This window comes from Povalibacter uvarum (assembly GCF_014202975.1).
Classification (GTDB): Bacteria; Pseudomonadota; Gammaproteobacteria; order Steroidobacterales; family Steroidobacteraceae; genus Steroidobacter; species Steroidobacter uvarum.
Map to the genome: position 1 here is coordinate 465,049 of NZ_JACHHZ010000005.1, position 26,036 is coordinate 491,084.

Here is a 26,036-nt window from a genome sequence, read left to right on the forward strand (position 1 = left end):
TGGATTCCCTCTTTCGCGGGAATGACGAGTCAGGGCTCTGCCGCAACGCGCGGCTCGGTAATCCCAAAGGCCTGCCGCGCCTGCCCCATCCGGGCCGCCATGTCCTTCATCACATCCGGATGCCGGGCAGCCACGTTGTAGTTCTCGCCAGGATCATTCTTCATATCGAACAGCAGCGGATACTTGTAAGCACCGAGCGGAATGCTGACGGTGCGGTAGTAGCTCTCGACGACATACTTCCAGCGATCAGTGCGCAGCCCCGCAAGCGATTCGTTGTTGAACAGCAGCAGTTGTTCGTGGGGAGAAATGGAGCGGGATTTCAGAACCGCGGAGATGTCCTTGCCATCGATCGTCAGCCCGGCGGGCAGGTTGCGGCCCGCCATCGCGACCACCGTCGGCAGCAGATCGATGTTCATCGTGATTGCGTCGGAGACTCGTCCTTGCGGAATGACGCCAGGCTGTCGCGCGATGAACGGCACACGATAGCCGCCGTCCCATCCTGCGCCGCCTTTGCGATCCCGCAATCCCGCAGTGGAGCCTTCAAACCAGGGGCCGTTGTCGGATGTCACGACCACGAGCGTGTCGCGATCGATACCGCGTTCGCGCAAGCGATCGAGCAGGCGGCCCATCTGGTAGTCGAGCTCTTCGACGACGTCGCCGTAATCGGCGGCCGCCGACCGTCCGTGAAAATCAGGGTGCGGGTCCAGCGGAATGTGCGGCGCCGTCGGTGCGAGCACCATGAAGAACGGCGAGTCGTGCCTGTCGTCGATGAAGCGCAGCGCGCGATCGAAGAATCGCTGTGTCAGGCGCGGAAAATCCACGCCCTCCTGAGTGAGCTCCACGCCTGGCCCGGCGGTCTCATACAGCGACAGCGGCTTCATGTCGTGGCTGTACGGCAGGCCGAAGAACAGATCGAAGCCCTGCTGGGTCGGCGGCCAGAACGGCGCTACATGGCCGAGGTGCCACTTACCAACGAACGCTGTCGCATAGTCCGGCTTCAGTGCTTCAGCGATCGTGACCTCTTCGGGCGGCAGTCCATTGCGATCCGTGGGACGAATGACATCCTTCGCAAGGCCGGTGCGGATCGGCATCCGACCCGTCAACAGGCCCGCGCGAGAAGGCGTGCAGACATTTGCTGAAGCATAGGCGTTCGTGAGCCGGATGCCTTCCTTCGCCATGCGATCGAGCCGAGGCGTGCGAATCAGCCGATTGCCGTAGGCGCTGAAGTCGCCGTAGCCGAGATCGTCGGCGAGCACGACGATGAAGTTGGGACGTCGCGCCGCCGCTGGCAAGGCAGTGAGCGGCGCGAGTGTTGCGGCGAGGGCGCCGCCGAGAAAGTGACGGCGCTTCATGGGCTCCTGCGATCAGAACTGGAATGCGATCTCGGCCCCGTACGTCCGCGGATCGCCGCGTTCGACGAAGCGCGTGCCGAAGAAATCGCTCGTCCGGTTCGTGAGGTACTCTTCTTCCAGCACGTTGTTGCCGAACACAGCGAGTTCCCACCGGTCCGCGAAGCGCAGGGCAATCCGCGCGTTCAGCAGTCCCCGCGATTCGAGATACTGCGCCGGGAGATTTTCCTGGCCCGCATACGTGTCCGTACGATACGCATACTGCGCGAAGACCACCAGATCGCCATTCCAGGCTGCGATCGGCTGCGTGTACTGCGCCGATACGCTGCCTGACCACTCCGGAGAGAAGGGGAGCTGGTTGCCGCTGGCATCTGCTCCCGCGGCGCCACCGCCCGGGAAGTTCTCGAAGGAGCCGTCGATGTAGGCTGCATCCAGTGTCAGACGCAGTTGATCGAACGGCACTGCCTCGATGCTGAGCTCAGCGCCTGTCGTGGCGACTTCCGCTGCGTTGCTCAGCTGGATGACCGTGATGCCGCCGAAGCGATTGAAACGGTTGATCTGATAGTCGCGATAGTCGGCCTGGAACGCGGCGATGTTGACCCGGAGCATGCGATCGAAGAACTCCGTCTTCGCGCCGATCTCGTACGACTTCACCGTCTCGGTATCGAACGCAAAGTCGACGCGCCCGTCGCCGTTGAGGTCGAGCACCTGGTTGCGATTGAGGAAGTCGATGTTCCAGCCGCCGCTCTTGAAGCCTTCGGAGTACTTGGCGTAGAGGTTCGAGGTATCACTGATCTTCCAAGTGAGTCCGACGGCGGGCGTCAGCTTGTCTTCCTCGTCGTCGTCGCGGAAGTTGTTGAGCGTTGCAATGCCGACCAGGCCGCTCGTCGAGCCATCGAGATTGAACAGCAGGTCGCGCTTCTCCATCGTGTAGCGGGCGCCGGCGTTCAGGATCCAGTTGTCCGTGATGTTGAAGTCGACGGAGCCGAAGGCCGCGTAGGAATCCGTGACGATTCGCGCGTTCGAGGGTGTGTTCGAGTTCGGTGCCAGGCCCAGTCCGAGACCGCCGGCGCCCGCGCCCCAGAATGCAATGCGCTCGGTTTCCGCCGTTTCCTGCAGGAAGAACACGCCAGCGACGAAGCGAACGCGTTGATCCGTCGGCGACGCGATACGCAGTTCCTGCGAGATCTGCTCGAAGTCGTCGGAGTAGCGCGTGTACACGAGATCGGCGGGGCTGTAGTCGTTGTCGGCCTGGATGAAGAGGCGGCTGTCCCGATAGGCGGAGATCGACGTGAGCGTCATCTCGTTGGCGAACTCGTACGTGATGTTCAGGTTCGCGCCCTTGTTGACTGCTTCCTTCATGCGCGGCGTGTTCGTGTTCGTTTCGAACGGCGCAGGCGCATTCGGGTCGGTGGTGCCGCCGCCCGTCAGATTGGAAACGGACTCAGGTCCTGAGCGGAAGGAGTCGTCCTGCGTGTAGTCGACGATGAGATCCATCGTCAGTGCATCGGTAGGCAACGCCCGCAGGCCGAGGCGCCAGGACTGCAGATCCAGCGAGCCGATGACGTCGTCGCCGCTGTAAAGGTTGGTCGTGAAGCCGTTGCGACGCTCATCGGAGAATGACAGCTTCGTGAGCAGTTTGTCTTCGACGAGCGGTACGTTCACGCCGGCCGTCACGCCCCGGTAGTCATAATTGCCGCCGGAAACGCGCACGTCGCCGCTGAAATCACTGCTGGGTGGGGCGGTGATGATGTTCACTGCACCCGATACCGTGTTGCGACCGAACAGCGTGCCCTGCGGGCCGCGCAGCACTTCGACGCGTTCGATGTCGAGCATCGGCTGATTCAACGCGGAAGGCTGACCGATGTAGACGCCGTCGAGGTAGACGCCGGCGCGCCCGGTGAATCCGATATTGCGACCACCACCGCCGACGCCGCGGATGTAGACCGTGTCGTTGGCGGAACCGCGATCCAGGCTCAGACCCGGTGCGACGTTGGCCAGATCGGAGAGACGCGTCGCGTTCAGTTGCTCGATCCGGTCAGCGCCGATCGCGCTGATGGCAATGGGCACGTCCTGCAGGTTTTCGGTGCGCTTTTGCGCGGTGACGATGATCTCTTCGAGTGCCGCCGACGGTGTCTCCTGTGCGGCGCTGACGCCAGCCATGCCGGCCAGCCCGGCGCAAATCGCGGTCGATACGAAACGCTTCATGACTCCCCCTGTTGTGCCAGGACGCTGTTCCTGTGTTCCCTAGTGGTCACTAGGTATTGTGTAAATATCTAGCATGCACGAGGTATTTCGTGCAACACTTTTCGCGATGGCGGCAAGACGCAAGAACACCAAAAGCCCGACGGATACGGGGCCGGCACGGGTTGTGCTCCCGGCAGGTACGCGACAGTCGCGTGGCCGTGCGCGGCGCAAAGCCGTATTGCAGGCGGCCCGACGGCTGTTCGCGCAATCCGGTTTCAAGGGCACGAGCCTGATGAGCGTCGCGAAGGAGGCGGGCATCACCGATGCCGGCCTGCTGTATCACTTCCCGACGAAGATCGATCTGCTGCTGGCAGTGATCGAAGAGGGCGATCGCGAGCAGGATCTGGCGCTAAGCCGCGTTCCCGACGATTCAGGCATGGCGCTCATCGAACGCATGGCGACGTTCGGCGCGGACCTCGAGGATGATCCCGTGTTGACGGCTCTGGACGTAACGCTGTCGGCGGAGCACTTGCAGGACGAGTCGGCGGTCAACCGATACTTTCGCGAACGCTATCAGCGTTTCCGTCGCCAGATCGCCAATGCGTTTACCGATGCGCGCGACAAGGGAGTCCTCTCGAAAGCGACGGATCCCAAGACGGAGGCCGAGCTCATGATCGCGGTCCTCGACGGCCTGCGGCTGCAGTGGATTCTTAGCGGGGGCAAGGTGTCGATGGCGACCGGAATGCGTCGCTACGTGCAGAGCGTCTTCGAGCGACTGAAGGTTCGCTGACTCCGTCGAGTCAGCCGCTTCCGTGCGGTGGTGTATTCCCCGATGCGAATCGTGAACCCGGCGCGCATGCTCCGCGCGCACGGGATGGTTCACGCGGAGATGAAGTCATGGGTCTACTCGATCAGGTCGTCGGCGCTGCGCTCGGCGGGGGCGCGGGTGCCAAGGGCGGCGGTCTCAACGCCGTGTTGTTGCAGCAGTTGATCGGGATGCTCAGCAAACCCGGCGCGCTCAACAACCTCATGGCTGCATTCCAGCAGCAAGGGCTCGGCAACATCCTGCAATCGTGGCTGGGCACCGGAGCGAATTTGCCGATTTCGCCGTCGCAGGTGCAGCAGGTGTTCGGCGACGGGGCGTTGTCCGCGCTCGCCAAGGGTGCCGGCATCGGCGTTCCGGAAACCGCCAACGCGCTTTCCGGCTTGCTGCCGCAGGTGGTCGACAAGATCTCGCCGGGCGGCAAAGCACCGTCCGCGAACGACCTGGGTGGCTTGCTCGCCTCGGTCGGTAAACTTCTGGGATAGCTTCAGCCAAGCTGATCGCGAAGCCACTGGGACGTTTCAGCGAGCGCACGGTCGCTGACAGCCGCGATGGAAACGGCTTCGAGAAAGCTGTGTGATGCACCGCTGTAGATCGCGCTATGCGCGGGAACGCCTGCGGCTCTGAGTTTTGCCGTCAGCGCAACACTTTGCTCGGCCAGGACATCCAGCTCCGCAATCGCAAGAAAGGCCGGCGGCAGTCCCGAGACATCGGCGCGCAGCGGACACGCCAGAGGATTGTCAATGTCAGTCGCGTCGCGAAGATAGTTGAGCCAGAACTGTTCCATCTCCGCGGCCTCCAGCATCGCGCCCGGCGCTCCGAGCCGACTCGCTGCGAGGTCGGAGATGCTGCGATCGAACGCGCCGTAGTTCAGCACCATCGCTCGCACCGCATCGTCATCGCCGGTGTCCCGCAGTGACAGGCAGGTGGCGAGAGAAAGATTCGCGCCCGCGGAATCTCCACCGATTGCAATTCGTGCCGCATCGATATCGATATCCTGCGCATGCTGTCGAAGCCAGCGAACGACGTCGACACTTTCATGGAGTGCACGCGGAAATTTCGACTCTGGCGATAGCGAGTAATCGACACCGATCACAACGATGTCGGCGCGCGCCGCATATTCGCGCATCAAGCGGTCGTGAGTGTCGATGCTGAACAAGGTCCAGCCGCCGCCGTGCAGATAAACCATGGCGGGCTTGCCTGGGGCAGGTGATGGATCATGTATCCGCACGCGCACGGTTGCTTCGCGCGTCGGCACCTGAAGCTCGCTTCGGCGATGCATGGCCGGTCCGCCGGCGGTCCAGGGGGCGCGCACTTCTTCAGCGATCCGTCGCCGTTGCGGTGGCGGAAGGTCAGCGAAATCAGGGTATCGACTGAATCCCGCGCCCACGGCTGCATTGAAGCGGCCGACCTCGGGGTCGAGCAGCGTCTGCGGTACGGCATCCTTCCCTGTGGCGCTCAAGTTCGGGGGCTCCATTCGCGGCGGTTCGAATCTGTGATATGAGTGAAAAAATCTACTGACCTCACCCCGCGGGTGCCGTCGCCGATGGAACAACAATCGTCTCGTCCGGGCCAGATCCGGAAAGCGCCAGGCGCTCCGGAACGCAGCACTCGCGGCATCGACTACCAGGATGTGCCGAGGCCGGTCGCCGGTCTCGCCGATGAATATCCTGGAGGATTCGTCGATCCGCGGCACTCGCACAAGCGGGCACAGTTCCTCTACGCGATCACTGGCGTTACACAGGTAACGACGGATCATTCGAGCTTCGTTGTCCCGCCGCAGCGCGCAGTATGGATTCCTGGCGGCGTTGCGCACGAAGTCCACTGCCGTGGCCATGTTTCCGTGCGCACGCTCTATATCGATCCGCGTGCACGGCCGGATCTGTCGGACACCTGTCGCGTGCTCGAAGTGTCCGATTTACTGCGCGAGCTCATCCTGGAAGCGACACGCATGCCGGTCGAGTACGACGTGAACGGCCGCGATGGTCGCGTCATGGCCTTGATTCTCGATGAAATTGCAGCAGCCCCCAGCGTGCCGCTGCACGTTGCCATGCCGCAGGATCCGCGATTGACACGAGTGTGTCGCGCGATTCTCGCCGATCCCGCGCACGCCGATACGCTCGACGACTGGGCGCGCGTCGCCGGTGTGGGACGTCGCACTTTCACGCGGATGTTTCGCCGGGAAACGCGCATGAGCTTCGCGGCATGGCGTCAGCACGTGCGGTTGATGGAAGCGCTGTCCCGGCTGGCGACTGGCGAGGCGGTCACGGCTGTGGCGCTCGATGTCGGTTACAACAGCCCCAGTGCTTTCACAGCAATGTTTCGCAAGGCGTTCGGTGCCGCGCCGACCCGGTACATCAAGGAAAGCGCGTCACACACAGCGGAGTGACGCGACGAGGCAACGACCGATCCGGTCGTTGCTGCATTCAGGTTGTGCATGACCTCGTCCTCCCGCCTCAGCGCGGTGCGCAGGCCGTCCGTTCCGCACAACAGCCACGACCCGGTGGCCCGATCTCAATAGAGATCGACCCTGCCACATCGGCGAACGACCAGCCCCCGGGCGCAAGCTTTTGTCCTACGTCCATAGAGCCGGCCGCTCGAAGCATCGATCGGAACCGGTCGTGGCGGTTGATACATGTCGGCCGACCACACTGGCGCCACGGGGCAACGCTGAATAGATCGAGGGGACCATGCGTCACAACACACTGCGAACCATCATCAGATCCACTCTCTGCCTGGCGGCTGGCTCCGCCGGCCTCGCGGCATCCGGCGTAATGGCGGCGGAGAACCTGAAGGACGACGTGCTCGTCGAAGTCATCGTGACGGCGAACAAGCGTGCGCAGGAACTGCGGGACGTCGCCGGATCGGTGAGCGCCTACACAGGCGATCAGCTCAAGGAGCTGGGTGCGCAGAGCCTCTCCGACTACATCACGCGCCTGCCGGGTGTCGTCTTCAACGACTATCAGCCGGGCGTTTCCGAAGTCGTGATCCGCGGCATTTCAGGCACGACCTATCACGAGCAGGGCCAGGCCGTGGTGGGTTACTACATCAACGAAATTCCCCTGAGCGAGCCGGGCTGGCCGATCGTCATCCCGGACGTGGACACGTTCGATCTCGAACGCGTCGAAGTGTTGCGCGGCCCGCAGGGCACGCTGTTCGGTTCGGCGTCTCTCGGCGGTCTCGTGAACTACATCGTGAAGGAAGCGGACACCGAAGGCTTCGACGCAGCCGTCCAGACGTCCGCGTCACAGACGCATGAGTCCGACGACTTCAACTACGGCATCAAGGGCATGGTCAACGTGCCGCTGTCGGACACGTTCGCCGTGCGTGTTGTCGGTCTAGAGCGCCGCGACGCAGGCTTCGCGGACAACGTTCGCACGGGCCAGGACGACTCGAACGATCTGACGACGCGCGGCGCGCGCTTGTCGGCGGTCTTCGAGCCGAGCGATGCAACGAAGCTGTCGTGGCTCACGCTCTACCAGAAGACGGATCTGGAAGATCAGACGTATGTGACGATGCCGACACTGACGCGCGATACCTATGTCGCCGAGCCGCACAAGACCGAGATGCTGGTGAACAGCCTCCGGCTCGATCAGGACCTGAGCTTCGGTTCGCTCACGATGCTGGGCGCGCTCGCGAACAAGGAAAGCGATCTGATCTTCGACTACACGCGCGATTTCCCGACCGGCATTCTCGGCAGCGGGCTGGGTACGCCGGTCTATGGCATCGGCGAAGCGGAGTCCGAGTCGAAGAGCATCGAAGTGCGCATCGCGTCGCCCGGCGACAGCAAGATCGGGTGGGTGATCGGCGCGATGTATCTCGAAAGCACGAAGGATTCGCTCGACAGCATGCACCAGGACGGCTTCGCGGGTTTCCTCGATGACGAAGGATTCGACGGCGACGCACTCGCGCCCGGCGACAACCAGGATCGCTACTTCGTGCATCGCAAGGACGAAGAAATGGCGCTGTTTGGTGAAGTGACGTTCAGCTTCACGGATACGGTGTCGCTGACGGCCGGCGGGCGACTCTTCGAAGCGAAGAGCGACAACAACATCGGCCGTCTGCCGCAGGCGGTGTTCGGAGCGGAGGGAATCGAGGCTTCGCCGGGTTACTCCTACAGCGAAGACAAGAAGGATGATGGCTTCACTCCAAAGGTGACGCTGTCGTGGAAGCCGAACGAAGACTTCATGGGCTACGCGTCCTATTCCGAAGGTTTCCGCGTCGGCGGCGCCAACCCGAATCCTCCGGGCCTCACGCCTTCGCAGCTCACGTACGACAGCGACTCGGTGCAGAACTACGAAATCGGCGTGCGCTCGACGCTCGTCGGCGGCGGCTTGCTCGTCGATGCCACTGCGTTCCACATCAAGTGGGACGATATCCAGGTTCGTCTGTTCGGGCCCGCACCGACGTACTACGCCTATGTATCGAACGCAGGCGGCGCCGAAGTGGATGGCGTCGAACTGTCGACGACCGTTCGCGCCGGCCAGGTGTTCGAGTGGCAGGCGAACGTGTCGTGGATCGACGCAGAAGTCACGGCATTCGTGCCTGACTCGTTTGCGCCGAACGGCGGTTACCCGATCGGCACGACGTTGCCGGGTTCGTCGGAATGGACGGTGTCCAACACGATCTCGCTCACCTTCGACGACGTGTTCCTGAGCCCGCAGTTCGTTCTGGCGCACCGGTACCTGTCCGAAGCGCCCGTGGCCTTCGCGAACGTGAGCGAAAAGGGTGACTATCACCTCGTCGATCTGCGTGCGAGCACGCGGTTCGGTGACTCGGTCATGGTGACCGCGTTCGTGAACAACGTGTTCGACGAGTACGGCATCCTCAACTGGCCGTTCGGCGACTTCGGCGTGCCGCTCGCGTCGGTGACGCGCCCGCGGACGATCGGGGTGAGCCTGGACTGGTCGTTCTGAAGAAGTGGATGGCGGATAGCGGATAGCGGATAGCGGATGGCGGATAGTGATCGGGACTATCCGCTTTTCCTTGTTGTGGGTCCGGCTTTAGCCGGACGTCATCGCCGTAGGCGATCCGGCGCCTCCGTCACTCCCGCGCACGCGGGAGTCCATCTGGATCAAAGGCATGGATTCCCGCTTTCGCGGGAATGACGAACTCAACCGAGCAGCTTCGCGATCAGCTCCCGGTAGATCCCCAGCCCCGTCCCGATCAGCTCATCCGGAAAATCATAGTCAGGGCTGTGCAGCGCAGGTGCGTCGACGCCAGCGCCCAATCCAAACATCGCGCCCTTCGACACCTGCGTGAAGAGTCCAAAATCCTCGGACCAACGGAAGGGCTGCGGAAGACGCTGCGAGTGGAGGCCCAGCGATTCGGCTGCCGCGACGATCAATCGAACGGCTTCCGGATCATTCATCGTCGCGGCGAAGTCGTCGTGCCACTGCACATCGAGTGAGAGATTCGCCGCCTTCGCGGCCTGCGTGACCATCGCGACTGCACGAGTCTTCAGTGACTGCAGATCCGAATCCTTCGCTGCGCGCAACGTCGCAAGAACCTCTGCAACGCCCGGCGCGATCCCAAACGATCGCTCGCCCAGCGTCGCGTGCGTCAGTGTGACCAGGCGGAACTGATCGATGTCCGATGTATCCCCGAGCGACGGGAGTTCACCCAGCAAGCTTGCGACGGCGGACGCCGGGCTCACGCCGAGTTCGGGCTGCGAAGCGTGCGAGGTGCGGCCTTCCAGTCGCGCAGCCATGCCGACCGATGCCATCGCGAATGTCCCTTCGCGTGTCAGCACCTGGTGCAATGGGTAGCCCGGCATGTTGTGAATCGCGAAGCAGTAGTCCGGGGCAATCGCCGCAAAGCGTGGATCGCGACGGATTGCGGCCGCGCCATCTCCAGTCTCCTCCGCGGGTTGAAAGAGCAGAACAACCCGACCGCGCGCGAGCGGTGACCGCACCAGCAGCGGTGCAATGGCCGCGACCATCGTCATGTGCCCGTCATGGCCGCACTTGTGCGAGACATGCGCATGCTGCGAGCGATGTCCGAAGTCGTTGGGTTCGTCGATCGGCAGCGCATCGAGCTCGCTGCGGAACAACACCGTCGGTCCTGGCGCTGCCCCCCGATAGATGGCCGCAACGCCCGTGCCGCCCAGTCCTGTGATCACTTCGTCGGGCCGATGATCGCGAACGAAATCGACGATGGCGCGCGCCGTACCCGTCTCACGGTTGGAGATCTCGGGTTGTCGATGCAGCTGATGTCTCAGCGCGACGGCATCGCGAACGATGGAGGTGTCGACGGCCATGGGCATCTCGTCAGGCGGGTTTGACGCGGAGTATGACGCGGAATCGATCATGGCCGGTCATTGCTGAACCACAAAGCAGGCAACGCGCGCTCGCGCGGCCAGACTTCTTTCAGTGTATCCGCGTCGTAGAGCCGGCCGTTCTTCATGACCTGTCGCAGCGACAGAGTGTTGCGGATGTCTTCGAGCGGATTGTGCTCGAGGATCAGGAGATCCGCGAACTTGCCCGGCTCGAGGCTGCCGATCTCGTTCGAGCGACCGATGATGTCGGCACTCTGCATCGTTGCGGCCCGCAGGAGTTCTTTCGGGGTCAGACCGCCGGAGGCCAGTGCCTGCAATTCCCAGTGATAGCCGAGTCCCTGGAACTGCCCATGGCTGCCGACGCCGATGCGTCCGCCGGCACGCATGATCCTTGCGGCGCCTTCGGCGAGCTGCGGATAGATCTGATCGCTGTCGCGGAACCAGATGGCGCGGCGCGTGCGTGCGTCGATGACATCCGGCGGCATGAAGCGGCGGATCTTCGGATCGTCCGCCGGAGCCTGTGTCATGAAGAAGTGGTCTTCAGCGAAAGGTCCGCCATAGGCCACGAGTGCCGTGATCGTGTAGCCGATCCCGCTGCGCGCAAACAGCTGAACGACATCCTCGTAGAGCGGCACGGTCGGCAACGCATGCTCGTTGCCTGCGAACCCGTCGAGTGCATGTGTCAGATCGAGTTTGAAATCCAGCGCGCCCTCGGTGGTAGGCATCATGCCGAGCTCCGCGGCAGCAGCGACGACGAACTGTCGTTCGCGACGATTGCCGATGGCGTACGACTTGAGATTTCGCGTGCCGTAGAAATCTCGATAGCGCGTCAACAGGTCACGGGCCTCCTGCATTGATTTCAGCCGGTTGTCGGAAAACATCCCCGGCCCGGTGGAATGAGCGCGCGGTCCCGGCATGAGGCCGGCTTCGATCATGTCCTCGTAGACGAACATGTCGCTGGTGAACGGCTGCACGTCCAGTCCGGTCGTGACTCCATAGGCGAGGTTCGCCAGGAAGCTCCAGTTCTGCAGATCCAGTACACCGCGCCGGATTTCGAACCAGTGGGCGTGCGTATCGACGAAGCCTGGGACGATGAAGCGCCCCGTGACGTCGCGAATCGTCGCGGCGGCTGGAATCGAGACGGTACCCTGCGCGCCAATGGCTGCGATGCGGTTGTTCTCGATCACGACATCCGCGTTCTCGATCACCTCATCGCCCTTCATGGTGATCGCGGTTGCCCCTCGAAGCACTACGGTTCCGCCAGGAACGTCTCGCGGCAACTCGACTTGCGCGACGAACTGCTGCGGCTCGCTCTTCGGCGGCGAGGTCGGAGCCTGCGATTCGCCAACGCTCTGCGGCTGATCGAAGGTGATCTGTTCGAACGGCAGGCGGAAGAATGTGGAACCCAGTGACCATGTCACCGTCTTGCCGCCATCGGCCCAGGCAAAGTAGTCGGCACCGAACTGCGTAACGCGCTTGTGGGGAACACTTGGCTGCGCGAGGTTGACGGAGAAGTCCGTATCACCGGTCTGCGGCACGGCGATGAGATGCAAGTGTGAGCCGAGGCGGGCAAGCGCCCACTTACCGTCGGGACTGAGCTGCGCGTCGAGTGCATTCACCGGATCGGGCTGCACGCGTTGTCCAAGTCCTTTGACTTGCACATGGGTTCGACGATCGCTGCCGTCGAGCCGCACCGATTGCAGTCCCCCATCGGAATAGAAGAACACGCGCTGCGTATCGGAAGTCAGGTGCAGGCTGCGTGCGCCTGATGCGTGAGAGATCAGCGCAACGTCACCACCGCCGGTGGGGATGCGCACGATATCGGCAACGCGGCCGGGCGAGAGGTCAGTCAGGGTGCGCGTGCGCGCGTAGTTGCTGGAACGCAGCGCAAAGACGCTCTTCCCATCGGCAGCGAACAAGGGATCGCTGTAATAGCCCGCAACGGTCGTCAGGCGCTGAGGTGAGCCACCGCCGTCCGCTCGCGCCTTCCAGATGTGACCCCCATTCGCGGACCACGTGACATACGTGATCCATCGCCCATCCTGCGACCAGGAAGGATGGAACTCAGCATCGTTGCTGCGAGTAAGCCGCTTCGGCGCCGCGCCGTCGCGCAAAGGCATGACGTAGAGCTGGCCGAGTGCGGAAAGAACGAGCGTCTTGCCGTCGGGCGACTGACGTGGCGTTTGAACGACGCGAGCGCGAACGGGACCCGTCGGCGTCGTTTGTTGACCGCGAAGATCGGGGCCGATGTCGAGTTTGACACGCGCGGTGAAGGGGACTTCCGCAGCCGTGCCGCTGTCGACAGCGATGCGCCGGATCTTCCCGCCGTACGCGATCAGGATCGCCTGGCCATCGGGCGTGAAGTCGTAGCCCGGCATCAGGTCGCGGGACGTCATTGCTTCCTGCTCGTCGCGCTGCACCGGATAAGCGAGCCAACGATCTTCGCCGGTGTCGAGATTCCTCAGGCGCAGACCCGTCTTGCCCTCGAAGCGCGTCGCGTAGGCAAGCACCTTGCCGTCATGCGAAACGACCGGGCGCATGGCGCTGCCGGGCGCGGAGATGAGCGTCTCTTCCGTGTTGCTGCGCAGGTCGCGCCGCAGGATGCTCCACATGGGCAATTCTGCGTTGTACTCGAAGCCACCGAGTTTCTGTGAGTAGTAGAGGTAGCGACCATCGGGAGACGGTGCGGCTCCCATGGCGTTGGGGCGCACATCGACGGGCGATGCGGCGTGCATGTCGCCGCCGCCACCCTTGGCGCCGGCTCCATTCGCGCGCGTGATCTGCACACCGCTGCCGCCCTGCACGTGATACATCCACAATTCGAAGATGCCGTAGCTCGGAATGGATCGGGCCACGTAAACGTACTGACCGTCCGGCGACCAGGCGGGCGACACGAACGTGCGATCGTCTTCGTCGCGAGTGAGTTGCTGCGCCGAAGAGCCGTCCGCGTTTGCAATCCAGAGGTTCTCACTGCCCGAGCGGTCCGAGAGGAAAGCGATCTTCCTGCCATCCGGCGAGAACACCGGCTGCGATTCGAAGGGCAGGCCGCCCAACAGCAGCTTCGCTTCCCCGCCGCCCGCGTCGATCGAATAGATGTCGCCGAGCAACTCGAAGACGATCGTGCGCGCATCCGCGGAGATGTCCAGCGAAAGCCACGTCCCTTCGTGTACATCGAACTCGATCTGACGGGCCGGCTTCAGCGGCGATTCGTCAGCGGCCGTCGCGAACGGGGCAGTGCCGGCGAGACTTGCGATGGCACAGCACTGGAGCAGGAATCCGGAGAACGTCGCTTTCATTACGCGCGCAACCTCGATCGATTCATGAATGCATTGTGCCGCGAGGACAGCTTCGGGCGAAGCTCGCTCGCTGCCCGGATCAGGCAGGCCTTTGCGGGTTGAACTCTTTCATCCATTGCAGCAGATCGTGCTGACCTTCGCGATTCAGCGCGACTGTGATATCGCCGAGAACGGCATCGCGCTCGTCCTGACCCAGCTTGAATCTGGCCCGGGTCTCGACGATCCGCGCGCGGAAGCCGGTTACGTGCCGGGCGAGCGTCGCATAGCGCGGGCCCATCAGGCCGATATTCCAGGCTTCCGGGCGACCGGCCTCCATTGTGGTCACCAGCTCGCTCAGGTGCTCATCGGTGTACGCGGGATCGTCGATGAACTCGATGTCCACTACGAACTGCACGGCCGCGTAATTCCAAGTCGGGCCCCAGGTCTTGTCGTGTATCCACGAAGGCGAGATGTAGCCGTTGGGTCCCAGAAACAGGACCAGGGCGCGCGACTGTGCGCGCAGCTTCTCGATGTGGTCGTTCGAGCGTGCGAAATGCCCGGCCAGCCCTTCGAGGCCTCCCGAGGGACCGAGGATCGGAAGCAGTGGCAGAAGGGTGGCCTGAAAGTCCCCGTCGTTCGCCGAGACGACCCACGCCAGGCGTTGGGTCCGGACCAGGTTCACGATGTCTTCGCCCGAACGCGGGGCGAAGCGATGAGTCGTCACGGGAGAAACTCCGGAAGCCTCGGCCTGATCGCCGATATCCCTTGGAAATTAGGCAGCGGCGGCGGATAGAGCCCACCGGGGCGGGTCAATCTTCGGCGAGTTCGGGCCAGACCGGCGCCCGTAGGAATGCGACTTGCGCGGTTGAACCGGGCAGTCGACGATCCGGCCTCACTCGAACGGAGCGCCCATGGATCTGCAACTCAAGAATCGACTGGCACTGGTCTCCGGCAGCACTGCCGGCATCGGCTTCGCCATCGCCGAAGCGCTGGCTCGCGAAGGCGCCAGAGTCATCGTGAACGGCCGCAAGCAGGCGGCGGTCGATGAAGCGATCGCGAAGATTCACGCATCGACGGGCGCGCAAGTGCTCGGGTTCGCCGGCGATCTCAGCACGGCCTCCGCCGCCGAGTCCCTGGTGCAGCGTCATCCGGGCATCGAGATCCTGGTCAACAATCTCGGCATCTTCGAGCCGAAGCCGTTCGAGCAGATTCCCGATGAGGACTGGATGCGCTTGTTCGAGACCAACGTGCTCAGCGGCGTGCGCCTGACGCGTCTGTGCCTGCCGGCGATGAAGCGCGCCAATTGGGGCCGCGTCATCTTCATTTCGAGCGAAAGCGGCGTGCAGATTCCGGCCGAGATGATCCACTACGGCGTGACGAAGACAGCGCAGCTCGGCGTCTCGCGCGGACTCGCCGAGGCGCTTGCCGGCACGGGGATCACGGTGAACTGCGTTCTGCCCGGACCGACGCGTTCTCGCGGCGTGGGCGATTTCGTCGATGCCCTCGCAAAGAGCGAAGGCAAATCTTTCACCGAGTTCGAGAAGGAGTTCTTCGAGAAGGTCCGCCCGACGTCGCTGATCAAACGCTTCGCGACGCCGGAAGAAGTCGCGGCGCTTACGGTTTACCTGGCGAGCCCGCTTGCGTCCGCGACGACGGGGGCGGCGGTCAGGGTGGATGGGGGGACGATCAAGAGTGCGTTCTGACGGGTCACCCGTCACCTCTTCATGAACCGGTTGATGTCCTGCAGCCCCTCGACATACCCGAACGTGCCGCTCTCCCTGATCTCATTCGCTGCGTGGATGAGTCCGCTCATCGCTGCGCGATACAGCGACGTCGCGAGGCTGATGCGCTTCACGCCGACGGCTTCGAGCTGCGCCTTGCTGAATGACTTGCCCGGCACGCCGACCATGAAATTCACGGGTTTCGAAACGGCGGAGCAAACCGCTTTCACCGTGGCCAGGTCGGGAAGAAGCGGCGCGAAGAGCACATCGGCACCGGCTTTCTCGTAGGCCTGAAGTCGCCGGATCGTGTCGTCCAGATCGGCGATGCCATGCAGGAAATTTTCGCAGCGACCGGTCAGCGTGAACGGAAACGGCAAGCTGCGAGCGGCAGCGACGGCTGCCGCGACTCGATCGACAGCCAGTTCGAAGTCGAAGATCGGTTTCGCACGGTCGCCGGTGGCGTCTTCGATCGATCCGCCGACGAGACCCGCTTCAGCGGCGAGCCGGATCGTTTTCGCAGCGGCTTCGGGCGAATCGCCGAACCCCTTCTCGAGATCGCCCGAGAGCGGCAGGTCCGTTGCGCCTGCGATCGATCTGATCTGCGACACCGCTTCATCGAGCGTCACCTTGCCATCGAGACGTCCCAGCGTATTGGCCGACGCGCCGCTGGAAGTGGCCAGCGCTTCGAATCCAAGACCGGCCATGATGCGAGCCGATCCCGCATCCCAGACGTTGGCGATGACGAATGCGCCAGGCCGCTCATGCAGTGACCTGAAGGCGCGGGCGCGATCGGCTTGGGAGATCGTCATGAGGGCATCCTGTTGATCGAGATCACGATGGGCCGGCGTGCGCCGCCAGGTGTTCGCCACTATCGCGCGTCAGCATGGCTCGGCTCGAGGCGCCTGGCGATGACGGCGAGTATGGATTCGCTGCTGCGAAAACACTCGCTGTTTTCGGACTTCGCCGAGGCGCGACGTTGTCAGAGATGCCGCGTTTCTTCAGGCGTCCGTTCCCAGTGATTGTGCCGACCGTCGAAGTACTGCACGGGCGCGGCAATGAGCTCCGCGGGTCCGACGTCATCCAGCGCGCCGAGGTTGATCGAAACGAAATGACCGCCGATCTCCTCGATGTAGCCCCGACCGAAGGGCCGGATGCCGCAGTGCCTGCAGAACAGATGATGGACGCTGTTGCTGTTGAACTGGTAGTCCGAAAGATCGGCCTCGCCGCTCAGCAGGCGGAAGGCATCCGGCTTGATGGAGGTGCCCCAATGACGTGCCTTCGTGCAAATCGAGCAATTACACTTGCCGGTGCCGGCGCTCAGGTCGATGTCGGCTTCGAACTGAACCTTGCCGCAATGGCAGCTGCCCCGATACGTCTTTTGCATCGCAATCGCTCCTGTTGTTCCTGCATGCCGTTATATCGACTAACCATGACAAGTAATGTCGTGAATCGGACTTCACTCACCGGAAGCCCATGCCGCTGACCGCTCTGCTCGCCGTGTTGCTGGCCGCAGCAACTCATGCGACATGGAATCTCTACGCGAAACGGGCCGCGGGATCGCGCCACTTCGTCTGGCTCTATTCCATCGGCTCGGTGGTGATCTATGCGCCGATCGTGCTCTGGATCGCCATCGTGGAACGCCCGGACTTCGAATTGCGGCACTGGATCGCGCTGACCGCCACGGCGATTCTTCATCTCGGCTATTCGCTGGTGCTTCAGGCCGGCTATCGCGCTTCGGATCTGTCGCTCGTGTATCCGATCGCGCGCGGATCGGGCCCGTTGATGTCGTTCTTCGCGGCAGTGCTGCTGCTCGGCGAGCGCATCACGTTGCAATCGGTGCTCGGCGTAGTGCTCGTCGTGTCCGGCATCGTGCTCGTCGCGGGTCTCTTGCGAGAGCCGCACAAGGCGCCGCGAGCGGGCATTGCCTACGGGTTGGTCACGGGGGTGTTCATCGCCGCCTACACGATCAACGATGGGTGGGCGGTGAAGGTGCTGCTGATCTCGCCGTTCATCGTCGACTACGCGGGCAATCTCTTCCGGATCATTGTGCTGTCGCCGCAAGCCTGGATGGATCGCGTGCGCGTCCGGGAAGAAATCCGTCTGTACCTGAAGCCGGCGCTGGTCGTCAGCATCCTCGGTCCGCTCGGCTACATTCTCGTCCTCTACGCGATGCGCGTCGCGCCGATCAGCCATGTCGCGCCGATGCGCGAGCTGGCGACGTTGATCGGGACGTACTTTGGCGCGCGGTTGTTGAAGGAGAAGGCGGCGCCGGAACGGATGGTAGGAGCGGCGTGCATCGTCGCGGGAGTGATCTCGCTCGCGATGGCGGACGTGTAGGAAGGCTACTGGCGACTGGCCAGACAGGGAGAAGGTCAACTTGGCAGGTGTCGGCGCCAGGTGGAGCGATAGGTGTCGAGGTTTGGAATCGTGCACGCGCGGACGACAGCGTATTTGTCGTCGCCAGGGAGTTCGTAGCCCGCGAGATAGGTTGCTGCTCGGGTGCAGGCGCCGCTGGCGGAGCGCGATAGAACGCCGGACTGCGGGCGCCACGTTGCGAGCAGGGAGAGAAAGAGAGGATTCGACGCGAACGGGCCGTCGACGAGTACGTCGCCGCTGGCACCGAGTAAGTCGAGTAGCAGATCGCTGAGCAGAGCGCAGTAGGCGCTGGCGAGCGCCTGGCGTTGCGGATCGGTCAGATCAGATGCGTTCAGCAGATGGCCTTTCGACCCCGCGAACGGGCCTGCCGGCGCGAATGCCGGCAGGGCGAAGGCGCCACGCTTCACGATGGCCGCGAGATCATCTTCGGTCGCAGCGCCTGCCCGTCCGGCAATCGCCTCATACTCGCGGCCGCCCATGAATCGCGCTGTTGCAACCGGTGAGCCGAAGGCATCGACGTTGGCGAGCATGTCGCGCTGGTCGTCGAGATTCGAGAGATCGCCGCGGTTCGCCATGAGCACCGTCCAGGTGCCGCTCGAGATCACGGCGAAAGGCTGCTCGCGCGGACGATCGATCAGGTACTGCAGATACGACGCATTCGAATCGTGGATACCGCAGATCACGCGGCAGCTGCGCGGCAGTCCGGTCTGGACAGCAATCGATTCCGACACCGTGCCGAGTGCTTGTCGCGCAGGCAGAACATCGGGCAGCAAGCGATCCCATCCATTCGCGCGTGCCAGCGCCGAGAACTGTCCGGCATGCGGCCGCCACAGATCAGTGTGACATCCCAGCGATGTCGCCTCGCTCGCCATGACGCCGCTGAATCGCCAAGCCCAGTATTGAGGATATAGAAGGACGTGCCGCGCGCGATCGTAGGCCTCCGCCTGGCGATGCTTCAGATAGAACAGTTGGCGCGCGAGATTCAGACCGAGCGGCAGGGCAGGTGAGAGCGTCTCCACGAACGGATCGCGCTCGCGGGCATAAGCATCATTGATCTGCTCGAAGCGCGGATCTTCATAGTCCGGGGCGGCCACGACATCGCCGTTCGCATCGACCAGCACCGCGGTTGCGCCGTGAGCAATCGGCACGAGTGCTGCGACGTGAGCCGTTTCCGGCGCTGACCGAAACCGTTCGATCAGCCAGCGCTCGATGCCGGCGACATCGAGTTGTCGGCCGATCGCCGAGTCGATACTGGCGTTCGCGTGCTTGTGGCTCGAAGCCTCGCGGCCGGTGGCCGCGTCGATGAAGCTGAGCTTCGAATGCGTCTTGCCGATGTCGATGATGGCAATGAACGTCGGCATCGCGCGATTCGAGGCCCGCTCAGGCCAGCTTCTGCTGCGAGTCTTCGTCGGTGGCTTTCGCGAGAATGATCTTGATGCCGGCGGTGCGGAAGGCTTCGAGCTCTTCTTCACGCGCTTCGTCGTCGGTGATGATCGTGGAGATGCGATCGAGGCCGGTGACGATCATCGCGGATTTCTGTCGCAGCTTGCTGCTGTCGGCCATCACGATCACTTCCTCCGTCCGCTTCAGCAGCTTCGTTTGCGCCTGCACGATCAGCGGATCGGCTTCCATCATGCCGAAGCGGTTGATGCCGTAGCAGCCGGTGAAGAGTTTGTGGCCCCAGAAGTTGTCGATCGTGTCGTTGCTGAAAGGGCTCAGCACGATGTTCTGTTCACGGTAGATCGTGCCGCCGGGAAGGGTGATGCGATTGCGGCTGGTGGCGAGCAGCTTGGCCGCGATGGGAAAAGAGTTCGTGAGCACATCGAGATCGTGGTCCGCCAGGAATTCGACCAGCGCGAACGTCGTCGTGCCGCCGTTGATGATGATGCTTTCGCCCTTGTTGATCAGCGCCGCGGCAGCTCGTGCGATGGCTCGCTTCTGACCGACTGCGATGTCCTGGCTCACCGAGAACGGCATCCCGACCAGATGCGACTGCAGTCGCGGCCGCAGGGCCTCGGCACCACCGCGGATCCGGCGCAGCTCACCGCGTTCGGCCAGCGTATTGATGTCGCGGCGGATGGTGGCTTCGGAGGCATCGAGCAATTCCAGCAACTCGGCGACCCCCACGAAGGAGCGTTCCTCCACGAGCTTGAGAATCAGATGGTGCCGTTCGCGTTCGAGCATGAGCCCCCCTTGATGCGCGCCTCTCTTCCCCTCCGACCAAACCCTCCGACCGGGCGCACTGGCCCGGATCCGGCCCGGAACCGGATTCGCGAAGTTGATCGAAAATGCGCGATGCTGATTGTAGCTGATCGATTCGTATGATACACAGTGCGCCACAAGCCCCGGGGTGTCACCCGTGGGTCAATGCTGACGGGGGAGTCTGATGGACGCGTCCAAGTTCAGGCAAGCGGCGGAGGACGTGCCTCCGTCCAGGCAGAACTTGCTGGAAAATCGCTGGGATACGTCGGTCGCCGCCAAGCTTTCCCCGCCCGAGCTGCTCCTCTATCGATCGAATCTGCTCGGTTCCGACAAGCGCGTGACCAATTTCGGCGGGGGCAACACCTCGGCCAAGGTGACTGCAAAAGACCCCCTGACCGGTCATCCGGTCGAGGTGCTCTGGGTGAAGGGATCCGGGGGCGACCTGGGAACGATGAAGCTGGACGGCTTCGCCACCTTATATATGGAGAAGTTCCAGTCGCTCGAGGGGTTCTTCCAGGGACCCGAGAGTGACGCGGAAATGGTCCGGCTCTACTCGCACTGCACCTTCGATCTGAATCCCCGCGCCGCCAGCATCGACACGCCTCTCCATGGGCTCGTGCCCTATGCCCATGTCGATCACATGCATCCCGACGCAATCATTGCGATTGCCGCTTCCGCCGACAGCCGGGCGCTGACGCAGAAGATCTTCGGCGAAGAGATCGGCTGGTTGCCGTGGATCCGACCCGGCTACGAGCTCGGATTGCGGCTGCGCAAGTTCGTGCGCGAGAACCCGAAGGCGCGCGGCGTCATTCTCGAAGCGCACGGTCTCTTTACGTGGGCGCAGTCGTCGGTCGCGTGCTACGAGAACACGATCGACATCATCAACCGCGCGACGCAGTGGCTCGAAGGCCAGAGTGAAGGCCGGCAGCCGTTCGGGCCGCAGAAGTCCGCGCCACTGTCGGCAGAGAAGCGCCGCGAAGTTGCCGCGGCAGTAATGCCACGCGTGCGTGGTTTGATCTCGAAGAACGTCCGCAAGATCGGACATTTCGACGACAGTCCCGCGGTGCTCGAGTTCGTGAACAGCGGCAAGCTCGACGAACTCGCCGCACTGGGCACGTCCTGCCCCGATCATTTCCTGCGCACGAAAATCTGGCCGCTGGTTCTGCCATTCGATCCCGCGAAGGAAACCGTCGAGCAGCTGATCGCGCGCATCGGCCCTGCAGTCGAAGACTATCGAGCGCGTTATGCGGCCTACTACGAGCGCTGCAAGCGACACGGATCGCCGAAGATTCGCGATGCGAATGCCGTCGTCTATCTCGTTCCCGGCGTCGGCATGTTCACGTTCGCTGCCGACAAAGCCACGGCGCGTATCGCCGGTGAGTTCTATCTCAACGCGATCAATGTGATGCGCGGTGCAAGCGCCGTGTCGACCTACCGCGGCCTGCCTGAGCAGGAAGCGTTCGATATCGAATACTGGGATCTCGAAGAAGCGAAGCTGCAGCGCATGCCGAAGCCCAAGCCGCTTGCGGGCCGCATCGCGCTCATCACCGGCGGTGCCGGCGGCATCGGAATCGCAAGCGCCCAGCGGTTGCTCGACGAGGGCGCATGCGTCGTCATCTGCGACATCGATCGCGATGCACTCTCGGGTGCGGAAGAACGTCTGCGGACGCAATACGGCAAGGACAGCGTCGCCGGCTGCTGGGTCGACGTGACGCGCGAAGATGCCGTGGGCAAGGCATTCAGCGATCTCGGCTGGATCTTCGGCGGGATCGACATCTGCGTGTCGAATGCGGGCATCGCATCCGCGTCGCCGATCGATGAAACCTCGCTGGCTACATGGCAGCGCAACATCGATATCCTGGCGACGGGCTACTTCCTGATCGGCCGCCAGTCGTTCCAGCTCATGAAAGCGCAGGGCATCGGCGGATCGATCGTCTTCATCGGCTCCAAGAATGCTCTGGCTGCGTCGGCTGGTGCGGCTGCGTACTGCACAGCCAAGGCCGCCGAGCTGCATCTGGCACGCTGCCTCGCGCTCGAAGGCGCAGTCGCGGGCATTCGTGTGAACGTCGTGAATCCGGACGCCGTATTGCGCGGCTCGCGCATCTGGCAGGGCGAATGGGCCCAGCAGCGCGCCGAGCAGTACAAGACCAGCACCGACGAGCTCGAATCGGTTTATCGTGAGCGCAGCCTGTTGAAGCGCAGCGTGTATCCCGAGGACGTGGCGGAAGCCGTCGCGTGGTTTGCCTCGGAGCGCTCGGCGAAATCGACGGGTAACATCATCAACGTCGATGCGGGGAATGCCCAGGCATTCACGCGCTGACGACATCGAGCGGCCCGCGGTCGTTACGACATGACGGGCCCCGGACGACGAGGGGGTAGGTCATGACGGGAAATCCCGCAGCCACGTTCATCCAGGCGCGTGCGATCGAGCAAGCGAACGCACGCCTGCAGGCGGATCTCGAGCAGGACTATCAGCGCCTGGGCGAGCTGCTCACGCGCAACGGTATCGAGATCGACTCGGTCACGAACGCCGTGGCTGCATTCGAAGTCGCGATTCCTTCGTGGGGTGTCGGCACTGGCGGGACCCGGTTCGCGCGCTTTCCGCAGCCCGGTGAGCCTCGCTCTGTTTTCGAGAAGCTCGAAGACTGTTCCGTGATCCAGCGATTGACCGGTGCGACGCCGCGAGTCTCGCTGCACTTTCCGTGGGACCAGACGGGCGACATCGCGGGGCTGAAAGCCTGCGCCGATGAGCTGAAGCTCGGCTTCGACGCGGTCAACTCGAACACGTTCCAGGATCGTCCCGGGCAGACGCAGTCCTACAAGTTCGGCAGCCTGACGCATACCGATCCCGCGGTACGAGAGCAGGCAATCGCGCACAACATCGAGTGCATCAAGATCGGTGCGCAGCTCGGCTCAAAAGCACTGACGCTGTGGATCGGCGACGGAGCGAACTTCCCGGGCCAGCAGAACCTCGCGCGTGCGTACGAGCGGTATCTCGAGTCTGCTGCAAAGATCTACGCAGCGTTGCCTTCGGACTGGCGGCTGCTCATCGAGCACAAGATGTACGAGCCGGCGTTCTATGCGACGGTGATCCAGGACTGGGGCAGTTCACTGATGGCGGCGCAGACGCTCGGTCCGAAGGCATTCTGCCTCGTCGACCTCGGCCATCACGCGCCCAATGTGAATATCGAAATGATCGTGAGCCGGCTCGTGCATGCGCGCCGTCTCGGCGGCTTCCATTTCAACGATTCGAAGTACGGTGACGACGACCTCGATGCGGGATCGATCGACCCGTACCGGCTGTTCCTGATTTTCAACGAGCTCGTCGATGCTCAATGGCGCAAGACGCCGGACCTCGCGCTCGCGCATATGCTCGACCAGTCGCACAACGTCACTGACCCCGTCGAGAGCCTCATGAGCAGCGCGATCGAGCTGCAGCGGGCGTACGCGCAGTCCCTGCTCGTCGATCGCCGCACACTCGATGAGTACCAGCAGGACAACGATGCGCTCATGGCCTCGCACACGCTCAAACGTGCGTTCACGACCGACGTCCAGCCGATCCTCGCGATGGCCCGCATGCGTCGCGGCGCGGCGATCGATCCGATCGGCACCTATCGCAGCAGCGGTTATCGCGCGGCCTGTGCGGCGCGCAGGCCGGCGAACCTGAGCTTCGGGGGCGGAATCGTCTGAGGCTTCGACTGTGGGTCCCGCTTTAGCGGGACGTTATCGCCGACAGGCGATCAGCATCGTCATTCCCGCGAAAGCGGGAATCCACTCTGCTTCGTCATTTCCCGCGTTCGCGGGAATGACGAGTGTGGCGCCTACTCCGCCGTCACCACGAACCCACCTCGTGCCGCGATCGTCAGCTCGAGCGCCTTGCCGCGCTCAACCTGCATGCTCTGCGTCCGGAACGACAGGTTCCCACCCGGTCCATCGGTGATCAGCGTGCCCTTGCTCACGCCGAGCTCATCGAGCCTCAGCGTCACGCTTCGCGATTCCTTCTCCGCATTGATCCCGCACAGATACCACCGCTTGCCGCTGCGACGAGCGAGCACGACGTAGCGGCCGGGAAAGCCATCCAGGAACTTCACCTCGTCCCAGACGCTCGGGACACCCTTCATGAATTCGCGCACGTAGTCCGGGGCGCGTGCCATGCCTTCGGGAATCTCCGCGTAGTGAGTGATACCCGAGGTGAACAGAACCGACAGCGCCAGCTCGAAGGCGCTGCTCGTGCGCCGCTCGATGTTGTTGATGCGATCGAGCACGACGGGCGTGAAGTCCATTGGATCGAACACGTTGCGCGTGAACGGCAGCATCGCGGCGTGCGTCGGCTCGTCCTCGGCGTTCTTCTGCTCGAACGTCACGAACTCGAGCCCGCGCACCGCTTCCATCGTCATCAGGTTCGGATAGGTGCGCTGCCAGCCACGCGGGAGCGTCGAACCGTGGAAATTCATCAGCAGTCCGAAGCGGGCGGCATCTTCGAGAATGTCGTGGTAGTACGCGATGGCGGACTGGCCGTCTCCAGGCAGGAAGTCGACTTTGAGCCCAACGACGCCCAGCGCCTTCACGCGGGTGAATTCGCGTTCGCGATCCTTTCGCGTGAGGAGCAGCCCGCGTGGCGTTTGCGGCGCCGTGTTCCAGTCACCGGCCGAGTTGTACCAGGCAAGAACGCTGACGTTGCGCGTGCGGGCGTAGTCGACGAGTTCCTTCATCTTCGCATCGCCGATCTGCTGGTCCCACATGCTGTCGATCAGCGTGTAGCGCCAGCCCATGTCCGCCGCATAGTCGATGAAGCGCTTCTGCGTGTCGTAGGTCGTGAGCGGATCGCCGAGCAATGGCCAGCTCCAGGAAGCCTTGCCCGGACCCGGTCCGGGGATTTTGGCGCCAGGCGCGGGCTTGTCCGCGAGATCGGTGCCGAGTGTCGATTCGACGATCGTCTTCAGGCTGCCGACGACGACGAGTCGCCACGGTGTCTGCCAGGGCAGCGTCGACTGCGGATTCACCGGACCGTTCTGGAAATGCTCCAGTGGATCCGGGAAGCCGACGCGGTATTCGGTGCTGCGCCAGGTGCCTTTCAGTCGTGTGCCTGGGTAGTTGCGATCGAGTCCCGTCTCGCTGATCAGCAGCCAGGTGTCGCCGCTGCGGAAGAGTCCGGGATAAACCCAGCCGGCGCCGGTCGGCGAGGGCGTGCCGACGATCCACTCGCGATCGTAGATCTCCTCGTAGGAGGGATTGGTTTCGCTCCAGCCCGTCTTCGCCGCCGCGATCGGCTGCAGCCAGGTCATCGTGCCGGGCAGGAAGTTGAACGACGAGGTCTCTTCGCTGAGCCGATGCACCCGCGAGCTCGTTTCGGGGAACCGATAGCGGAAGGCCACGCCGTCGTTCGAAACCTGGAAGACGATCTCCAGCTTCTGGCCCGCTGCGGTCTGCAGCGATGCGACCTGGCGATTCGCCCGATACTCGTTGAGCCGGCGCTTCGAGGTCAGCAGCTCGTAGCGATCGACGACGGATTCCGATGCGGATACTGACGTGAGCCGCAATGCGCGAGTGAAGTCGGCGTCGTCTCGCACGAGACCCAGCTTCGAGGATTGCAGTAGAGGTTTGCCGGCGAGCTCGATGGAGTAGCGAGGCGAGCCTTCGGTGCTCACGTCGAACACTGCGACAACGCGCCCGTCGGGGCTCGTGATGCGCGTCGGTGCCGCGATGGCGAATGCCGTGGGCAGAAGGATCAGGGCGGTCGTCGCGATGGCTTTGAGCATCAGGGCTTCCTTTGGTATTCGAGCGGCGAGAGTATCGCCGACCTTTCGTCACACCCGCGAACGCGGG

The 26,036-nt window shown here is 63.2% G+C and carries 19 protein-coding genes; 8 read left to right on the top strand and 11 right to left on the bottom strand.

Annotation, left to right across the window (positions count from 1 at the left end; all coding sequences use genetic code 11):
- Positions 1-29 precede the first annotated feature (29 nt).
- Positions 30-1,352 carry a sulfatase family protein gene (locus HNQ60_RS21440; protein WP_221304366.1) on the bottom strand — a complete coding sequence of 441 codons (1,323 nt, stop codon included), beginning with the start codon at positions 1,350-1,352 and terminating at the stop codon, positions 30-32.
- A gap of 12 nt (positions 1,353-1,364) precedes the next feature.
- Complete coding sequence (locus HNQ60_RS21445; RefSeq protein ID WP_184334815.1) at positions 1,365-3,557, bottom strand: TonB-dependent receptor; 2,193 nt, start codon at positions 3,555-3,557, stop codon at positions 1,365-1,367.
- 73 nt (positions 3,558-3,630) lie between these two features.
- On the opposite strand from HNQ60_RS21445, the gene HNQ60_RS21450 reads away from it, so the two are divergent.
- Positions 3,631-4,326, top strand: a complete 696-nt coding sequence (locus HNQ60_RS21450; protein ID WP_184334816.1) for a TetR/AcrR family transcriptional regulator — start codon at positions 3,631-3,633, stop codon at positions 4,324-4,326.
- A complete protein-coding gene (locus HNQ60_RS21455) occupies positions 4,323-4,844 on the top strand; it encodes a YidB family protein (RefSeq protein WP_281382810.1) in 522 nt (173 codons plus the stop codon). The genes HNQ60_RS21450 and HNQ60_RS21455 overlap by 4 nt, the downstream gene beginning before the upstream one ends.
- Positions 4,845-4,846: 2 nt before the next feature.
- Here the strand turns inward: HNQ60_RS21455 and HNQ60_RS21460 are convergent, their stop codons facing one another.
- On the bottom strand, positions 4,847-5,821 hold the full coding sequence (locus HNQ60_RS21460; RefSeq protein WP_184334818.1) for an alpha/beta hydrolase fold domain-containing protein: 975 nt from the start codon (positions 5,819-5,821) through the stop codon (positions 4,847-4,849).
- An 84-nt stretch (positions 5,822-5,905) separates the two neighbouring features.
- Here HNQ60_RS21460 and HNQ60_RS21465 point away from each other — a divergent pair, with 84 nt between their 5' ends.
- Positions 5,906-6,748: an AraC family transcriptional regulator gene (locus tag HNQ60_RS21465; RefSeq protein WP_184334819.1), complete on the top strand. Its 843-nt coding sequence runs from the start codon at positions 5,906-5,908 to the stop codon at positions 6,746-6,748.
- Between the two features lie 301 nt (positions 6,749-7,049).
- Positions 7,050-9,275 (top strand): TonB-dependent receptor, encoded by a 2,226-nt coding sequence (locus HNQ60_RS21470; RefSeq protein ID WP_184334820.1) that lies wholly within the window; start codon positions 7,050-7,052, stop codon positions 9,273-9,275.
- A gap of 197 nt (positions 9,276-9,472) precedes the next feature.
- Here HNQ60_RS21470 and HNQ60_RS21475 read toward each other — a convergent pair whose 3' ends face one another.
- The 3 genes from HNQ60_RS21475 to HNQ60_RS21485 form a co-directional block, all read right to left on the bottom strand.
- Positions 9,473-10,618 (bottom strand): amidohydrolase, encoded by a 1,146-nt coding sequence (locus HNQ60_RS21475; protein WP_184334821.1) that lies wholly within the window; start codon positions 10,616-10,618, stop codon positions 9,473-9,475.
- Between the two features lie 47 nt (positions 10,619-10,665).
- Positions 10,666-13,932 (bottom strand): amidohydrolase family protein, encoded by a 3,267-nt coding sequence (locus HNQ60_RS21480; RefSeq protein ID WP_184334822.1) that lies wholly within the window; start codon positions 13,930-13,932, stop codon positions 10,666-10,668.
- Positions 13,933-14,011: 79 nt separating this feature from the next.
- Complete coding sequence (locus HNQ60_RS21485; protein WP_184334823.1) at positions 14,012-14,635, bottom strand: FMN-binding negative transcriptional regulator; 624 nt, start codon at positions 14,633-14,635, stop codon at positions 14,012-14,014.
- 187 nt (positions 14,636-14,822) lie between these two features.
- Between HNQ60_RS21485 and HNQ60_RS21490 the strand changes: the two genes are divergently transcribed.
- Positions 14,823-15,614, top strand: coding sequence for an SDR family NAD(P)-dependent oxidoreductase (locus HNQ60_RS21490; protein ID WP_184334824.1), 792 nt, complete (start codon positions 14,823-14,825; stop codon positions 15,612-15,614).
- 11 nt (positions 15,615-15,625) lie between these two features.
- Here HNQ60_RS21490 and HNQ60_RS21495 read toward each other — a convergent pair whose 3' ends face one another.
- Positions 15,626-16,441 carry an isocitrate lyase/PEP mutase family protein gene (locus tag HNQ60_RS21495; RefSeq protein ID WP_184334825.1) on the bottom strand — a complete coding sequence of 272 codons (816 nt, stop codon included), beginning with the start codon at positions 16,439-16,441 and terminating at the stop codon, positions 15,626-15,628.
- A 170-nt stretch (positions 16,442-16,611) separates the two neighbouring features.
- A complete protein-coding gene (locus tag HNQ60_RS21500; protein ID WP_184334826.1) occupies positions 16,612-17,016 on the bottom strand; it encodes a GFA family protein in 405 nt (134 codons plus the stop codon).
- Between the two features lie 89 nt (positions 17,017-17,105).
- On the opposite strand from HNQ60_RS21500, the gene HNQ60_RS21505 reads away from it, so the two are divergent.
- On the top strand, positions 17,106-17,969 hold the full coding sequence (locus HNQ60_RS21505; RefSeq protein WP_184334827.1) for a DMT family transporter: 864 nt from the start codon (positions 17,106-17,108) through the stop codon (positions 17,967-17,969).
- Positions 17,970-18,004: 35 nt separating this feature from the next.
- Here the strand turns inward: HNQ60_RS21505 and HNQ60_RS21510 are convergent, their stop codons facing one another.
- On the bottom strand, positions 18,005-19,369 hold the full coding sequence (locus tag HNQ60_RS21510) for an FGGY family carbohydrate kinase (RefSeq protein WP_184334828.1): 1,365 nt from the start codon (positions 19,367-19,369) through the stop codon (positions 18,005-18,007).
- A 19-nt stretch (positions 19,370-19,388) separates the two neighbouring features.
- Complete coding sequence (locus tag HNQ60_RS21515; RefSeq protein ID WP_184334829.1) at positions 19,389-20,192, bottom strand: DeoR/GlpR family DNA-binding transcription regulator; 804 nt, start codon at positions 20,190-20,192, stop codon at positions 19,389-19,391.
- A 202-nt stretch (positions 20,193-20,394) separates the two neighbouring features.
- Here HNQ60_RS21515 and HNQ60_RS21520 point away from each other — a divergent pair, with 202 nt between their 5' ends.
- Together HNQ60_RS21520 and rhaI are read left to right on the top strand one after the other, a co-directional pair.
- The gene (locus HNQ60_RS21520; protein ID WP_184334830.1) at positions 20,395-22,530 is read left to right on the top strand and encodes a bifunctional rhamnulose-1-phosphate aldolase/short-chain dehydrogenase; all 2,136 of its coding nucleotides are present in this window, start codon (positions 20,395-20,397) and stop codon (positions 22,528-22,530) included.
- Between the two features lie 62 nt (positions 22,531-22,592).
- Complete coding sequence (gene rhaI / locus HNQ60_RS21525; protein ID WP_184334831.1) at positions 22,593-23,900, top strand: L-rhamnose catabolism isomerase; 1,308 nt, start codon at positions 22,593-22,595, stop codon at positions 23,898-23,900.
- A 131-nt stretch (positions 23,901-24,031) separates the two neighbouring features.
- Here the strand turns inward: rhaI and HNQ60_RS21530 are convergent, their stop codons facing one another.
- Positions 24,032-25,969, bottom strand: coding sequence for a glycoside hydrolase family 97 protein (locus tag HNQ60_RS21530; RefSeq protein ID WP_184334832.1), 1,938 nt, complete (start codon positions 25,967-25,969; stop codon positions 24,032-24,034).
- Positions 25,970-26,036 lie beyond the last annotated feature (67 nt).